Consider the following 15,560-nt stretch of genomic DNA (forward strand, 5'->3'; position numbering starts at 1 on the left):
CGACCTACATACCCCCTGGGCGTCGACGGCCCACCGACCGTGCGATGGGCCTCGCCCCCCTTCTCGCCTCATGCCGGCGTCACTCCCAGGCGGCTCCCTCCAGGGCGTCCAGCGGAATCTTCAGATAGCGCTTGCCGTTCGCCTCGGGCGCCGGCAGACGACCACCCCGGGTATTCACCTGCAGGGCGTGCAGGATCAGCTTGGGCATCGGCAGTTCGCTGTCTCGCCGGTCGCGCATGGCGGCGTAGTCGTCTTCGGTGACGCGGCCGGCCAGGTGCTTGTTGCGTTCGCACTGCTCGCGCACCGTGCTCTCCCACTCTGGCTCGCGGCCATTCGGCATGTAGTCATGACCGGTGAACAGACGCGTCTCGTCGGGCAGGGCCAGGATCGCCTGGATGGAGCGCCACAGCTGATGGGCATCGCCGCCGGGGAAGTCGGCCCGGGCGGTGCCGAAGTCCGGCTGGAAGAGCGTGTCATGAACGAAGGCGGCATCGCCGATCACGTAGGTGATCGAGGCCAGGGTGTGCCCCGGCGAGAACATCACCCGGGCCTCGAGCTCACCGATGCGGAAGGTGTCACCCTCGGCGAACAGGCGATCCCACTGGGAGCCGTCCGCGGGAAAGTCCGGCCAGTGGTAGATCTCCTTCCAGAGCGCCTGGACCTCGACCACCTTCTCGCCGATGGCGGTGGGCGCGCCGGTCTTCTCCTTCAGGTACTGCGCGGCCGAGAAGTGGTCGGCATGGGGGTGGGTGTCCAGCACCCACACCACCTCGAGCCCGTGCTCCTGCACATAGGCGAGCAGCTCGTCGGCGTGGTGAGTGGCGGTGGCACCCGACTTCTCGTCGAAGTCATGAACCGGGTCGATGATCGCGCACTTTCGCGTGGCCGGGTCGCTGACCACGTACTGCACCGAGAAGGTGCGCGGATCGAAGAAACCGGCGACATCCGGCTGGCCGGCACCGCTGGCGGGAGAGAGTTCAAAGGTCTTCATGTGGCCTCCTGACGTCAAGCAACGTGATCGTGGCCAGGGGCCCCGGCGGCTGCCGGGGCCTGGAGTGTCGGACTTACAGGTCCTTCTTGCAGAAGTACCAGTCGACGTAGTCATAGCCCTGGTCCTTGCGCGCCTCGGCTTCGGCATCGGTGGCGGGCGGCGGCACGATGACCTGGTCACCCGGCTGCCAGTTCTCGGGCGTGGCGACGCCGTTGGCATCGCTGGTCTGCAGGGCCTTGACCAGGCGAAGGATCTCGTCGACGGAGCGGCCGTTGGACATCGGGTAGTAGACCATGGCGCGCAGGATGCCTTCCGGGTCGATCACGAAGGTGGCGCGAACGGCGGCGGTGTCGCTGGCACCCGGCTGGATCATGCCGTAGGCATTGGCCACCTGCATGCTCAGGTCGGCGATGATCGGGAAGGGAATCTCGATGCCGAAATTCTCCTTGATGCTGCGCGTCCAGGCGATGTGGGCATGCACGCTATCGATGGACAGACCCAGCAGCTCGGTATCGAGCGCCTTGAACTGGTCGGCACGGGTGGCGAAGGCGGAAAACTCGGTGGTGCAGACCGGCGTGAAGTCGGCCGGATGAGCGAAGAGCACCAGCCACTTGCCCTTGTAGTCGCCCAGCGACTTCTCGCCGTGGGTGGTCTTGGCGGTGAAATCCGGTGCCGGACGGTTCAGCTGGGGCATGGCAGGTTGTTGCACTTGCGTTTCCATGATCATTCTCCTCTGAGGGGTGGAGGTGAGAGAACCTCACCGCGACAACAGTTATAACTTTATTCACTTTTCACATATACGGCCAATTGAGCCATTCGATAGGCCCGATAGCGCCGGCTGTGCCAGGGACTCGTCCGCCCTGACGCTCGACGCCCCATCCCGGGGCCTCCATGTCGACCTGTCGCCGCGCTGTGCTGCGATACGCAAAAAGCGCCCGGTCCATCAGATGAGCCGGGCGCTTGGGATAACACCGAGGGTTCGATGCGTTGCGGACTACTTCTTCGGCTTGCAGGTATTGATGCCGAACAGGCTGTAGGCCGGGCAGAAGTTGAACAGGCCGGTGGCCAGCGGTACCACGCCGATCCAGCCCCAGGCACCGATGGTGCCGGTCAGGGCCAGCAGGATCAGCAGGGCGCCGACCACGATCCGGGCTATCTTGTCGATGCCACCCACGTTGCTCTTCATGACAGACTCCTTCGGTTCGCTTCGGACGCTCAGAAGCTGTACACGGGGATGGCCGGATCACGCATCATCTCGGCCATCGGCCCCGGGGCCGCCACGCCGACGCCCTCGCGAAGCTCCGCTTCGCCGTGATCGCTGTTGGGCAGATAGATGGCGCAGACATCCACGCTCGCGCCCTTGTCCATCAGCATGCCCAGGATGCCCTCCGGCGTGACCTGGCCCGCCGGGTTGGCAGGGGGCGTCTTGATCGCCTCGGCACTGGCGTAGCCCTGGACGGCCAGGTCCCCGGCCGCGTCGCAGAGCAGGATGTGCAGGTCGGTGCCCTGCTGCTGCATGGCATTGGCGAGGATCATCGCCATGCCCTGGGTCTGCAGCGAGTCGCTGGTGAGAATCACCAGGGCCCGGTCCTGCGGCGTCTCGCCGCCGTGGCTGTCGGCCGCAGCCATGCCGGCGAACCCGATCGTGGCCGCCGCGGCGGCCAGGGTCAGTCGCTTCTTGATCGTCATCTGCTCACCTCACTGGATCATTCATGATGGCCGGTCCTCCCTCATCGACGGAGGACCTACCGAGGACATTCACTCGGCCGGACGCCAGGCGACGTCGGGATCGATTTCATAGCTCCAGGGCAGCCCGGAGTTGCGCCAGCCGTTCACCGCGCGGACGCCCTCGGACACCCCCTCCTTGAGCTTGCTGCCCTCGAAGCCATCCGTGACCGAATAGACCTGGCGGAAGCCCATCTCGGCAATCACGTCGGCGCCGGGGGCGCTGCGGGTGGAGCCGGAGCGGCACATGACGATGATCGGATCGTCCTCGGCCACGCCCAGGGCCTCCAGTTCGGCGCGAACCTGGGCCTCGAAGTCGGCATTCTTGACCATCGGCCAGGTCTTGGCCTCTGCGTTGAAGTGGTCGCGATCGGCCAGCACCCAGGGCACGTGGATGTCGGTGGGCTCGGCGAAGCCGGTGAACTTGATCTCCACGGGATCGCGCACGTCGATCAGGATGGCTCGCTCGTTGTCCTGCATCAGCGCATAGGCCTCGCTGGCGGTGACGTAGAGGCCCAGCTGCGTTTCCCGGTAGGCCGCGGCCTCCTCGGCCAGGGACGGACCGGCGACCAGTACTGCGGCGAGCAGGCAGCCCGCGACACCATGCCGTATTTTCATAACAAAAACCTCTAAGCAAATAACCTAACTCGCGGACCAATCTAGACCATGATCGCCGCCGCCGCATGAGGCATGACGCCGCACCTGGCGCGTACTCCGATCGTTGCCCACCCCGCTTGCGCCACTCGGCGCGCCGGCCGGGTGGCGAGAGGTCCTGCGATGTCGAGGCGGGAGCGAGCCCTACAGCTCGAGGCGATCGCCGTAGCCGGGAATCTCGGCCTCGATGCCGTCTTCCCGGAGGAGCGCCTGCAGCGCCTGCTGGGCGCCGGGCTCACCGTGCACCAGGCAGACCCGGGGGCGATGGCGGAAGGCGCCGACCCAGCCCAGCAGCTGGGTCTGTCCGGCGTGGGCCGAGAAGCCGCCGATGGTGTGCACCCGGGCCTTGACCGCCAGGTCCTGGCCCATCACACGGACCCGCTGGGCGCCGTCGACGATCTGGCGCCCCAGGGTGCCGCCGGCCTGGAAGCCGACGATCACCAGTCGGGTACTGGGCTTCTCGAGGTTGTAGCGGAAGTGGTGGAGGATGCGCCCACCGTTGCACATGCCGGCGCCGGCGATGATGATCGCCCCGCCCTGGATGCGGTTGATGGCCATCGACTCCTCCACCGTGCGCGTCATGCGCAGGATCGGCAGGTAGCGGTGGGTATCGCCGCTGGCGGCCACGTTGAGCACCTTGAGGTCCTCGGGGTCCAGGGACTTGCGGGCGCGGTGATAGAGCTCGGTGACCTTGATCGCCATGGGGCTGTCGAGGAACACCAGCTGCTGGCGCAGCCGACCCTCGTGGTAGAGCACGCTCAGGTGATAGAGGATCTCCTGGGTGCGCCCCACGGCGAAGGCGGGAATCAGCACGTTGCCGCCCGCCTCATGGGTCTCCTCCAGCACGCGGGCGAACTCCTCGAGGGTCTCCTCCAGAGGCCGATGGTCGCGGTCGCCATAGGTGCTCTCCATCAGCACCAGGTCGGCCTCATGGAGCTTCACGGGATCCTTCATCAGCACCGAGCTGGGGTTGCCGAGATCCCCCGAGAAGACCAGTCGCCGCGTCTGCCCGCCCGAGGGCACGGCCAGCTCGACGATGGCCGAGCCGAGGATGTGCCCCGCATCGTGAAACACCAGGGTGACCCCGCCCGGAAGCGACACGGGCTGGCCATAGCCATGAGAGGTGCAGAGCTCGAGGGTGCGCTCCACGTCCGCGAGCTCGTAGAGCGGCTCGACCGGCGGCTTGCCGTGGCGGGTGCGCCACTTGTTCTCCCACTCGACGTCCTTGGCCATGATGAAGGCGGCGTCCTGGAGCATGATCTCGAGCAGGTCGCGGGTGCCGCGGGTGCAGTGGATCGGCCCGTCGTAGCCCTCGCGGACGAGCTTCGGAAGCAGCCCCGAGTGGTCGAGGTGGCCGTGGGAGAGCACCACCGCCTCGAGCTCGCCGGGCAGGCGGCCGAAGCTGCGGGCGTTGGCCGCGTCGGCATCATTGCCGCCCTGGTGAAGGCCGCACTCCAGCAGCAGCCGGTGGGTGTGCTGATCGCCGTCTACCTCGAGGAGGTAGCGGGACCCGGTGACTTCCTTGACCGCACCCTGAAAGGTCAGTGTCGACATGGCTCGCTCCCGGTGGCTGGCGTGGAGGGGAGCGTCGCGCCCCCTCCTTCCAGCATAACGGATACGCGATACGCCGGAGCCGACGCGGCTAGACCTCGCCGGCGTGGTCGCGTTCCACCGCCCGGCAGAGCCGCTCCGGCAGGTCGGGAATGGCGGCCTTGACGCGGTTCCAGCTGGGAATGAAGGGGCGCTCGCGGGGATAGTCCAGGAAGTCGCGACCGGCCTCCAGCAGGTTGGCGGCGAAGAGCTCCACGGCCTGCTCCTCGGCATGGCGGTCCAGGCTCAGGCCGTTCATCACGGCGTCATGGTCGTAGGCCTCGATCAGGTCCAGCGCCAGGCGGTAGTAGGTCGCCTTGAGCGTGCGAAAGCCCTCGGCGCTGAAGGTCACGCCCTGGGTAGCCAGCTTGCGGTAGAGCGACTTGGCGATGTCGAGGCTCATGCGATTGAGCCCGCCCGTGGCGTCCTCGGCACAGACCGGCTGGTGCTTGTGGTCGTAGGCGTCGGCCAGGTCGACCTGGCAGAGCCGCTTGGTGGAGTAGTTGCGGTGCACCTCGGAGAGCACGCCGATCTCCAGCCCCCAGTCGGCGGGGATGCGGATGCCGTCGAGCACCTCGGTGCGCATGGCGAACTCACCGGAGAGCGCGTAGCGGAAGCTGTCCAGGTACTCCAGGTAGGGCAAGGGACCGTGGATCGTCTTCAGCGCCCGTAGCAGCGGCGTGACCATCAGCCGCGAGACCCGGCCGTTGAGCCGACCCTCGGCGATGCGGGGGTAGTAGCCCTTGCAGAACTCGTAGTTGAAGCGCGGATGGACCACCGGATAGAAGAGCCGCGCCAGAAGCCCCCGGTCGTAGGTGAGGATGTCGCAGTCGTGCAGCGCCACCACCCGGCCGCGGTTCGAGGCCTGCACGTAGCCCCCGCAGTACCAGACGTTGCGCCCCTTGCCGGGCTGCTGGGGGGCCAGGCCCTGGGCCTCGAGCTCGGCATCCAGCGCCTGCAGCCGCGGGCCGTCGTGCCACAGGATACGGTGGTGCTGAGGGAGCCGGGCGAAGAACGCCCGGGCGCGCAGGAACTGCTCGCGATCGGCACGATCCAGGCCGATCACCACCTCCGCGAGGTAAGGCACCCGGGCGATCTCCTCGACGATATGGTCGAGGGCCGGTCCCTCGAGCTCGGAAAACAGCGACGGCAGGATCAGGCTCATGGGCCGGCGCTCGGAGAAGGCGACCAGCTCCGCCTCCAGGGCGTCGACCGGCCGGCGGGTCAGGTTGTGAAAGTCGGTGATGATGCCGTTCTGGTGGAAGTCGCTCATGCCGTTGCTCCGTCTTCTTGGGATCCTCGCCTGGCCGCCGGCTCGCTCCCCGGCGACGCCTTCCCTCGGCACTCATCTCGCCCCCACCAGTGCGTCAGCCCCTCGGCCCAGCCGGTGGGCCCGGCGGCCCGGCTGCGATAGAGCGACGCCTGATCCGGCGACACCGCCAGGTCGTGGCAGCCGCGGATCACCACCGCCTGGTCGACGACCTCGAGCATGGCGATGTCGTTGGGGCCGTCGCCCAGCGCCAGGGTCCGAGGCCGCCGGCCCCGCAGCGCCGCGAAGCGCTCGGTCAGCCAGGCGACGGCGCGGCCCTTGTCGCAGTCGCCGGTGACATGCCAGAAGCGCCCGCCCCGCACCAGGCGCAGGCCGTCGCCCTCGAGTCCCGCGCGCAGGGTCGCCAGGCGCTCATCCCCCTCCTCCCACACCAGCGGCTCGCTGCCCTCGCGCAGCCGCGCCAGGCGAGCCTCGGGCTCGGCGAGCCCGGTATAGGCGACCAGCTCCTCCAGGGGCATCTCGCTCATGGTGGTGAAGTCGAGCCCCAGCCGCTCCCGCCAGACCGCGAGGCGCTGGCGGATGAAGCCGATGTCGACGCCCAGGGTGCGGATCGCCACGCCATCGGCGCCGGGCCCCCGGTCCAGCCGGGCATGACACCAGGCGAGGGGCAGGCCGGCCAGGGCGCCGTTCTCGGCGATGAAGGGAGCGTCCTCGAGGCCAAGCTCGCGGCGTAGCGGCAACAGCTCGCTGCGGGTCTTGCTGGTCACCGGGATCACCGGTACGCCCTCGGCCTTCAGGCGGTCGAGCCAGGGGCGGGCCGGGGCCCAGTCGTAGCTGTGGTGGTCGAGCAGCGAGCCGTCCAGATCGGTGAAGACCAGGCGGGGGGACTGAGCGGGGTCATGGGGCAAGGCGGATATCGAGGGCATGGTGGGTCCGGCTCCGGGATGGTGGACGCGTCATGCCTCTTGCAGAAAGCGTGCCAGATCAAGGAACAGATCCCGCCTGCGCGGAACGTGGCACGCCGACTGAGATCGCACTGCACCAACCAGAAACACGGGAACGCCCCATCATGGTGCAAACCAGGACCGGTAGAAGACATGGTATCTGTTCAAACCCGGTTTTACAGATAACCCGCAACGCATTGGACGGCACGATAGAGGCAGAAGGACCAGTGCCAAATGAAACGACTCACACTTCTTTCGCCACGAAATCCCAAAGACAGCGTCAAAGCAACATCAGCATACGAGTTCCCATCGGTGTTTGGTGGCGCATCATTGATGGTGTCACGACCTACCAGGTCCACGCCTGGCCTCAATTTTCTAACACTCTATTGGTTAATATGACGTTGAGATTTTGATACGGAGAATTAGGCAGTTTAGTGTCGAGCAACTACAAGAACCCCGTCTAGCTTGTTACTGAATCGATCACCTTTTGTAACAAGCACAACATTTTTGTAACTTTCTGAGCGTCACCCCCTAACGTGGAGCAATATGCCAACGGCTCACCCGGAGAATCATGATGTCACCGGCATCCCTCCGCGCGCAGACAAGAGGAAGCAAGCCTGGAGCGGCACGCCCCGCCCAGGGCAGCGAGTCCCGATAGCGCAGCGGTGAAAGGAGCATCTCACCAATCTGGCGAAATCTTGGTGAATCCGGCGAACGCGATGACACATGACACCCGGTCGAGCGTAAATACAACAACGATATTAATGCGTCAAAGACGAGAAACTTGAACAACAAAATAGAGCATGACGCGACAATCGCTCACCACCAACTAGTCAACATAGAAAGGTTTCCCTTGCTGATCTTTATCATCATATTTTGATATTCAAGCATCGCGGTCTTTCACTGTCGGGCCTGTACCACAGAGGAATTGCATTTGTGCCCCTCCAGCAGACGAGGGTAGAGATGCATGGAAAAGTAGAAGGAGGTAGAGCGTGGCCGCTCCAATCGCTAATGACGACAGCATCATCACCGCCACGGACACCGCCGTGCAGATCGCCGTGCTCGCCAACGACAGCGACCCCGACGGCGATGCGCTGAGCCTCGGCGCCTTCACCCAGCCGACCAGCGGCAGCGTCACGGCCGACGCCGACGGCACGCTCACCTACACCCCCGACGCGGGCTTCACCGGCACCGACAGCTTCACCTACCGCGCCTCGGACGGGGCGCTTCAGAGCGAGCCCGCCACGGTCACCGTGACCGTCGAGGCACCGCCCAGCACGACCGTCCAGTTCCAGCAGGGCCTCGAGGGCTATGCCGGCACGGCAGACACCTATCTTCGCGAGGCAGCGCCCGCCACCAGTCTGGCGAGCGCCACGACCCTCAATGTCGACAGCCGCGACGACGGCGGTAAGGTCCAGATCCTGTTGCGTTTCGATGACCTCTTCGGTGATGGGGCCGGGCAGATTCCCCTGGGCGCTACCATCCTCTCCGCCACGCTCGTGGTGGAGACCACCAGCAAGGGAGACGGCGCCACGCTCCACCGCATGCTTCAGCCCTGGGAGGATGGTGCCACCTGGAACGGCCTCGAGAACGGCATCCAGGCCGATGGCGTCGAAGCCGTGGCCCAGGCCGATCTCGACACGGGTTTCATCGGCGTCGGCACGACACACCTCGATGTCTCGTCGAGCCTGCAGGCCTGGGCCGACGGTGCACTGAACCTCGGTTGGGCCTTCCTGCCCACCGGCTCCGATGGCTGGGACTTCGACTCGGCAGAGGGCAGCTCCCCACCGCGATTGATCGTCGAATACAGTGTTCCCGACGACGATCCAACCAACCAGGCGCCCCTCGCTAACGACGACAGCATCATCACCGCTACGGACACCGCCGTGCAGATCGCCGTGCTCGCCAACGACAGCGACCCCGACGGCGATGCGCTGAGCCTCGGCGCCTTCACCCAGCCGACCAGCGGCAGCGTCACGGCCAACGCCGACGGCACGCTCACCTACACTCCCAACGCGGGCTTCACCGGCACCGACAGCTTCACCTACCGCGCCTCGGACGGGGCGCTTCAGAGCGAGCCCGCCACGGTCACCGTGACCGTCGAAGGGGCCAACCAGGCGCCCCTCGCCAACGACGACAGCATCACCACCGCCACGGACACCGCCGTGCAGATCGCCGTGCTCGCCAACGACAGCGACCCCGACGGCGATGTGCTGAGCCTCGGCGCCTTCACCCAGCCGACCAGCGGCAGCGTCACGGCCAACGCCGACGGCACGCTCACCTACACTCCCAACGCGGGCTTCACCGGCACCGACAGCTTCACCTACCGCGCCTCGGACGGGGCGCTTCAGAGCGAGCCCGCCACGGTCACCGTGACCGTCGAAGGGGCCAACCAGGCGCCCCTCGCCAACGACGACAGCATCACCACCGCCACGGACACCGCCGTGCAGATCGCCGTGCTCGCCAACGACAGCGATCCCGACGGCGATGCGCTGAGCCTCGGCGCCTTCACCCAGCCGACCAGCGGCAGTGTCACGGCCAACGCCGACGGCACGCTCACCTACACCCCCGACGCGGGCTTCACCGGCACCGACAGCTTCACCTACCGCGCCTCGGACGGGGCACTTCAGAGCGAGCCCGCCACGGTCACCGTGACCGTCGAGGCGCCGCCCAGCATGACCGTCCAGTTCCAGCAGGGCCTCGAGGGCTATGCCGGCACGGCAGACACTTATCTCCGCGAGGCAGCGCCCGCCACCAGTCTGGCGAGCGCCACGACCCTCAATGTCGACAGCCGCGACGACGGCGGTAAGGTCCAGATCCTGTTGCGTTTCGATGACCTCTTCGGTGATGGGGCCGGGCAGATTCCCCTGGGCGCTACCATCCTCTCCGCCACGCTCGTGGTGGAGACCACCAGCAAGGGAGACGGCGCCACGCTCCACCGCATGCTTCAGCCCTGGGAGGATGGCGCCACCTGGAACGGCCTCGAGAACGGCATCCAGGCCGATGGCGTCGAAGCCGTGGCCCAGGCCGACCTCGACACCGGTTTCATCGGCGTCGGCACGACACACCTCGATGTCTCGTCGAGCCTGCAGGCCTGGGCCGACGGTGCACTGAACCTCGGTTGGGCCTTCCTGCCCACCGGCTCCGATGGCTGGGACTTCGACTCGGCAGAGGGCAGCTCGCCACCGCGACTGATCGTCGAATACAGTGTTCCCGACGACGATCCAACCAACCAGGCGCCCCTCGCTAACGACGACAGCATCATCACCGCTACGGACACCGCCGTGCAGATCGCCGTGCTCGCCAACGACAGCGACCCCGACGGCGATGCGCTGAGCCTCGGCGCCTTCACCCAGCCGACCAGCGGCAGCGTCACGGCCAACGCCGACGGCACGCTCACCTACACTCCCAACGCGGGCTTCACCGGCACCGACAGCTTCACCTACCGCGCCTCGGACGGGGCGCTTCAGAGCGAGCCCGCCACGGTCACCGTGACCGTCGAAGGGGCCAACCAGGCGCCCCTCGCCAACGACGACAGCATCACCACCGCCACGGACACCGCCGTGCAGATCGCCGTGCTCGCCAACGACAGCGATCCCGACGGCGATGTGCTGAGCCTCGGCGCCTTCACCCAGCCGACCAGCGGCAGTGTCACGGCCAACGCCGACGGCACGCTCACCTACACCCCCAACGCGGGCTTCACCGGCACCGACAGCTTCACCTACCGCGCCTCGGACGGGGCGCTTCAGAGCGAGCCCGCCACGGTCACCGTGACCGTCGAAGGGGCCAACCAGGCGCCCCTCGCTAACGACGACAGCATCATCACCGCCACGGACACCGCCGTGCAGATCGCCGTGCTCGCCAACGACAGCGACCCCGACGGCGATGCGCTGAGCCTCGGCGCCTTCACCCAGCCGACCAGCGGCAGTGTCACGGCCAACGCCGACGGCACGCTCACCTACACCCCCGACGCGGGCTTCACCGGCACCGACAGCTTCACCTACCGCGCCTCGGACGGGGCGCTTCAAAGCGAGCCCGCCACGGTCACCGTGACCGTCGAGGCGCCGCCCAGCATGACCGTCCAGTTCCAGCAGGGCCTCGAGGGCTATGCCGGCACGGCAGACACTTATCTCCGCGAGGCAGCGCCCGCCACCAGTCTGGCGAGCGCCACGACCCTCAATGTCGACAGCCGCGACGACGGCGGTAAGGTCCAGATCCTGTTGCGTTTCGATGACCTCTTCGGTGATGGGGCCGGGCAGATTCCCCTGGGCGCTACCATCCTCTCCGCCACGCTCGTGGTGGAGACCACCAGCAAGGGAGACGGCGCCACGCTCCACCGCATGCTTCAGCCCTGGGAGGATGGCGCCACCTGGAACGGCCTCGAGAACGGCATCCAGGCCGATGGCGTCGAAGCCGTGGCCCAGGCCGACCTCGACACCGGTTTCATCGGCGTCGGCACGACACACCTCGATGTCTCGTCGAGCCTGCAGGCCTGGGCCGACGGTGCACTGAACCTCGGTTGGGCCTTCCTGCCCACCGGCTCCGATGGCTGGGACTTCGACTCGGCAGAGGGCAGCTCGCCACCGCGACTGATCGTCGAATACAGTGTTCCCGACGACGATCCAACCAACCAGGCGCCCCTCGCTAACGACGACAGCATCATCACCGCTACGGACACCGCCGTGCAGATCGCCGTGCTCGCCAACGACAGCGACCCCGACGGCGATGCGCTGAGCCTCGGCGCCTTCACCCAGCCGACCAGCGGCAGCGTCACGGCCAACGCCGACGGCACGCTCACCTACACTCCCAACGCGGGCTTCACCGGCACCGACAGCTTCACCTACCGCGCCTCGGACGGGGCGCTTCAGAGCGAGCCCGCCACGGTCACCGTGACCGTCGAAGGGGCCAACCAGGCGCCCCTCGCCAACGACGACAGCATCACCACCGCCACGGACACCGCCGTGCAGATCGCCGTGCTCGCCAACGACAGCGATCCCGACGGCGATGTGCTGAGCCTCGGCGCCTTCACCCAGCCGACCAGCGGCAGCGTCACGGCCAACGCCGACGGCACGCTCACCTACACCCCCAACGCGGGCTTCACCGGCACCGACAGCTTCACCTACCGCGCCTCGGACGGGGCGCTTCAGAGCGAGCCCGCCACGGTCACCGTGACCGTAGAAGGGGCCAACCAGGCGCCCCTCGCTAACGACGACAGCATCATCACCGCTACGGACACCGCCGTGCAGATCGCCGTGCTCGCCAACGACAGCGACCCCGACGGCGATGCGCTGAGCCTCGGCGCCTTCACCCAGCCGACCAGCGGCAGCGTCACGGCCAACGCCGACGGCACGCTCACCTACACCCCCGACGCGGGCTTCACCGGCACCGACAGCTTCACCTACCGAGCCTCGGACGGGGCGCTTCAAAGCGAGCCCGCCACGGTCACCGTGACCGTCGAAGGGGCCAACCAGGCGCCCCTCGCCAACGACGACAGCATCACCACCGCCACCGACACCGCCGTGCAGATCGCCGTGCTCGCCAACGACAGCGATCCCGACGGCGATGCGCTGAGCCTCGGCGCCTTCACCCAGCCGACCAGCGGCAGTGTCACGGCCAACGCCGACGGCACGCTCACCTACACCCCCGACGCGGGCTTCACCGGCACCGACAGCTTCACCTACCGCGCCTCGGACGGGGCACTTCAGAGCGAGCCCGCCACGGTCACCGTGACCGTCGAAGGGGCCAACCAGGCGCCCCTCGCTAACGACGACAGCATCATCACAGCCACGGACACCGCCGTGCAGATCGCCGTGCTCGCCAACGACAGCGATCCCGACGGCGATGTGTTGAGCCTCGGCGCCTTCACCCAGCCGACCAGCGGCGGCGTCACGGCCAACGCCGACGGCACGCTCACCTACACTCCCAACGCGGGCTTCACCGGCACCGACAGCTTCACCTACCGCGCCTCGGACGGGGCGCTTCAGAGCGAGCCCGCCACGGTCACCGTGACCGTCGAAGGGGCCAACCAGGCACCCCTCGCCAACGACGACAGCATCACCACCGCCACGGACACCGCCGTGCAGATCGCCGTGCTCGCCAACGACAGCGATCCCGACGGCGATGCGCTGAGCCTCGGCGCCTTCACCCAGCCGACCAGCGGCAGCGTCACGGCCAACGCCGACGGCACGCTCACCTACACTCCCAACGCGGGCTTCACCGGCACCGACAGCTTCACCTACCGCGCCTCGGACGGGGCGCTTCAAAGCGAGCCCGCCACGGTCACCGTGACCGTCGAGGCGCCGCCCAGCATGACCGTCCAGTTCCAGCAGGGCCTCGAGGGATATGCCGGCACGGCAGACACCTATCTTCGCGAGGCAGCGCCCGCCACCAGTCTGGCGAGCGCCACGACCCTCAATGTCGACAGCCGCGACGACGGCGGTAAGGTCCAGATCCTGTTGCGTTTCGATGACCTCTTCGGTGATGGGGCCGGGCAGATTCCCCTGGGCGCTACCATCCTCTCCGCCACGCTCGTGGTGGAGACCACCAGCAAGGGAGACGGCGCCACGCTCCACCGCATGCTTCAGCCCTGGGGGGATGGCGCCACCTGGAACGGCCTCGAGAACGGCATCCAGGCCGATGGCGTCGAAGCCGTGGCCCAGGCCGATCTCGACACGGGTTTCATCGGCGTCGGCACGACACACCTCGATGTCTCGTCGAGCCTGCAGGCCTGGGCCGACGGTGCACTGAACCTCGGTTGGGCCTTCCTGCCCACCGGCTCCGATGGCTGGGACTTCGACTCGGCAGAAGGCAGCTCCCCACCGCGGCTGATCGTCGAATACAGCGTTCCCGTGGACGACCCGAGCAACGAAGCCCCCCTCGCCAACGACGATAGCATCACGCTTCCCTGGGACACCGCCGTGCAGGTCGCCGTGCTCGCCAACGACAGCGACCCCGATGGCGACCCGCTGAGCCTGGGTGCGCTCACAGCGCCCATGAACGGCACCCTGTCGGTCCAGTCCGACGGCACGCTGATCTACACCCCGGAAGCAGGCTTCAGCGGCACCGACAGCTTCACCTACCGCGCCTCGGATGGCCACTTGCTGAGCTCCCAGGCCATCGTCAGCATCACCGTCGAGGCAACAGGCGACGCGCGTGACACTTCCTACATCGCAACCGAGTTCAGCACCAGCGACAAACGCAACTTCTCTCACACCAACGCCAACAAGAGCTTCTATCACGATGGCGAATGGTGGAGCGTTTTGCCTGAGGAGTCGGGCTGGCACGTATACCGCTTCGATGGGCCCATTCCCGAACCCGGCAGCCTGGGGGGATGGACCATGGCCAGCCCCACGATGTTGACAAGCGGCCGCCGTGCCGACATCGCCTGGCACGATGAAACCGACACGCTATACGTCCTCAACTTCGGTCCCAGCGAGTCGGATCCGCGCCTGTTCAAGCTGGGCTACGACGCTGTCAACGGCGAATTCCAGATCCAGGCCGATATCCAGCTGGCCGGGGCAGGTGGAAAACTGACGGGCGCAGAGTGGCAACAGAGCACGGAAATGTCACTGGGCCTGGACCAGAATGGGAATCCTATCGTCTCCCTGATCGGTCCCTCTTCTGCGGGCGGCGAGGGTGGCCTTAAGCTCGCATTTCCCACGTCCGAGAGTCTGGAGACCTGGAATACGGCGCTGGTCGACAGTGGACCGACCACCGTCTCGGCCAGCAACGGAGACAACAAGGTCGACTTCGTGGCCTTCCAGATTGGCGGCGTCGACCATGTCGGATTCGTCTATGGCGATAACGCGACCGGACTCTGGAAATTCGCCTACCAGACAACGCCGTCGACGCCCGATGCCTATGCAAGCGGCTGGGTGATCGAGACCATCACTGGTGCGGTCGGCCTGGACAACCACCTGGCGGCATTGTGGGCTGACGACGCCATCATCATGACCATGAAGGACGATCAGGATGCCATCTGGACAGTAAAGGGAGTACCCGGCAACTGGGAGGCCCCCGTGCTGGTCCATGATGCGAGCTACGAGGCGAGCCGACCCACCCTGGCGTTCGATGAGGACAGTGATCAGATCTTCATCTTCTACCAGGAAAACGCCGTCTCTCCGTATGGCGACATTCACTTCAAGACGTCCCCTATCGCCGAACTCTCGTTTGATGCCAACGCTCCGGGAACCCGGTTCGTCTCAAGCGACAGCCCCGACGAGAACATGATCGACCCGCAAATGCCGACTCATTCCGTGGGCGAATCCACGGGCGGTGAATTCTTCGTCTTCGCCAGAAACGATGAGTCGAATGAGATCTGGTATAACGACTTCTCACTTGCCGAAGATGTACTCATTGCTTGAATCGCAATACGGCGGCCTACCGC

Annotated in this window: 10 protein-coding genes; 2 read left to right on the forward strand and 8 right to left on the reverse strand. The window is 66.6% G+C overall.

Features of this window, described 5'->3' with window-relative positions; genetic code table 11:
* Positions 1 to 79 precede the first annotated feature (79 nt).
* From FIU83_RS13490 to FIU83_RS13525, 8 genes are all read right to left on the reverse strand, one after another.
* Positions 80 to 991 (reverse strand): MBL fold metallo-hydrolase, encoded by a 912-nt coding sequence (locus FIU83_RS13490; RefSeq protein WP_152484526.1) that lies wholly within the window; start codon positions 989 to 991, stop codon positions 80 to 82.
* 73 nt (positions 992 to 1,064) lie between these two features.
* On the reverse strand, positions 1,065 to 1,712 hold the full coding sequence (locus tag FIU83_RS13495; protein WP_152484527.1) for a peroxiredoxin: 648 nt from the start codon (positions 1,710 to 1,712) through the stop codon (positions 1,065 to 1,067).
* A gap of 273 nt (positions 1,713 to 1,985) precedes the next feature.
* Positions 1,986 to 2,177, reverse strand: a complete 192-nt coding sequence (locus FIU83_RS13500) for a DUF2892 domain-containing protein (RefSeq protein WP_152484528.1) — start codon at positions 2,175 to 2,177, stop codon at positions 1,986 to 1,988.
* A 29-nt stretch (positions 2,178 to 2,206) separates the two neighbouring features.
* The gene (locus FIU83_RS13505) at positions 2,207 to 2,680 is read right to left on the reverse strand and encodes a hypothetical protein (RefSeq protein WP_253939474.1); all 474 of its coding nucleotides are present in this window, start codon (positions 2,678 to 2,680) and stop codon (positions 2,207 to 2,209) included.
* A gap of 69 nt (positions 2,681 to 2,749) precedes the next feature.
* A complete protein-coding gene (locus FIU83_RS13510; RefSeq protein WP_152484529.1) occupies positions 2,750 to 3,334 on the reverse strand; it encodes a rhodanese-like domain-containing protein in 585 nt (194 codons plus the stop codon).
* Between the two features lie 180 nt (positions 3,335 to 3,514).
* On the reverse strand, positions 3,515 to 4,924 hold the full coding sequence (locus tag FIU83_RS13515) for an MBL fold metallo-hydrolase RNA specificity domain-containing protein (protein WP_152484530.1): 1,410 nt from the start codon (positions 4,922 to 4,924) through the stop codon (positions 3,515 to 3,517).
* Positions 4,925 to 5,012: 88 nt separating this feature from the next.
* Complete coding sequence (locus tag FIU83_RS13520) at positions 5,013 to 6,233, reverse strand: glycosyl transferase (protein ID WP_152484531.1); 1,221 nt, start codon at positions 6,231 to 6,233, stop codon at positions 5,013 to 5,015.
* Positions 6,230 to 7,156, reverse strand: coding sequence for a mannosyl-3-phosphoglycerate phosphatase (locus tag FIU83_RS13525; protein ID WP_152484532.1), 927 nt, complete (start codon positions 7,154 to 7,156; stop codon positions 6,230 to 6,232). The genes FIU83_RS13520 and FIU83_RS13525 overlap by 4 nt, the downstream gene beginning before the upstream one ends.
* A 32-nt stretch (positions 7,157 to 7,188) precedes the next feature.
* Here FIU83_RS13525 and FIU83_RS13530 point away from each other — a divergent pair, with 32 nt between their 5' ends.
* The gene (locus tag FIU83_RS13530; protein WP_152484533.1) at positions 7,189 to 7,587 is read left to right on the forward strand and encodes a hypothetical protein; all 399 of its coding nucleotides are present in this window, start codon (positions 7,189 to 7,191) and stop codon (positions 7,585 to 7,587) included.
* A 579-nt stretch (positions 7,588 to 8,166) separates the two neighbouring features.
* Positions 8,167 to 15,537 (forward strand): Ig-like domain-containing protein, encoded by a 7,371-nt coding sequence (locus FIU83_RS13535; protein ID WP_152484534.1) that lies wholly within the window; start codon positions 8,167 to 8,169, stop codon positions 15,535 to 15,537.
* Positions 15,538 to 15,560 lie beyond the last annotated feature (23 nt).

This window comes from Halomonas sp. THAF5a (genome assembly GCF_009363755.1).
GTDB lineage: Bacteria > Pseudomonadota > Gammaproteobacteria > Pseudomonadales > Halomonadaceae > Halomonas.

Excerpts from the sequence above, each read along its gene's own strand:
- FIU83_RS13490 (WP_152484526.1), bottom strand. The coding sequence starts at position 991 with ATGAAGACCTTTGAACTCTCTCCCGCCAGCGGTGCCGGCCAGCCGGAT.
- FIU83_RS13495 (WP_152484527.1), bottom strand. The coding sequence starts at position 1,712 with ATGGAAACGCAAGTGCAACAACCTGCCATGCCCCAGCTGAACCGTCCG.
- FIU83_RS13500 (WP_152484528.1), bottom strand. The coding sequence starts at position 2,177 with ATGAAGAGCAACGTGGGTGGCATCGACAAGATAGCCCGGATCGTGGTC.
- FIU83_RS13505 (WP_253939474.1), bottom strand. The coding sequence starts at position 2,680 with ATGACGATCAAGAAGCGACTGACCCTGGCCGCCGCGGCGGCCACGATC.
- FIU83_RS13510 (WP_152484529.1), bottom strand. The coding sequence starts at position 3,334 with ATGAAAATACGGCATGGTGTCGCGGGCTGCCTGCTCGCCGCAGTACTG.
- FIU83_RS13515 (WP_152484530.1), bottom strand. The coding sequence starts at position 4,924 with ATGTCGACACTGACCTTTCAGGGTGCGGTCAAGGAAGTCACCGGGTCC.
- FIU83_RS13520 (WP_152484531.1), bottom strand. The coding sequence starts at position 6,233 with ATGAGCGACTTCCACCAGAACGGCATCATCACCGACTTTCACAACCTG.
- FIU83_RS13525 (WP_152484532.1), bottom strand. The coding sequence starts at position 7,156 with ATGCCCTCGATATCCGCCTTGCCCCATGACCCCGCTCAGTCCCCCCGC.
- FIU83_RS13530 (WP_152484533.1), top strand. The coding sequence starts at position 7,189 with ATGCCTCTTGCAGAAAGCGTGCCAGATCAAGGAACAGATCCCGCCTGC.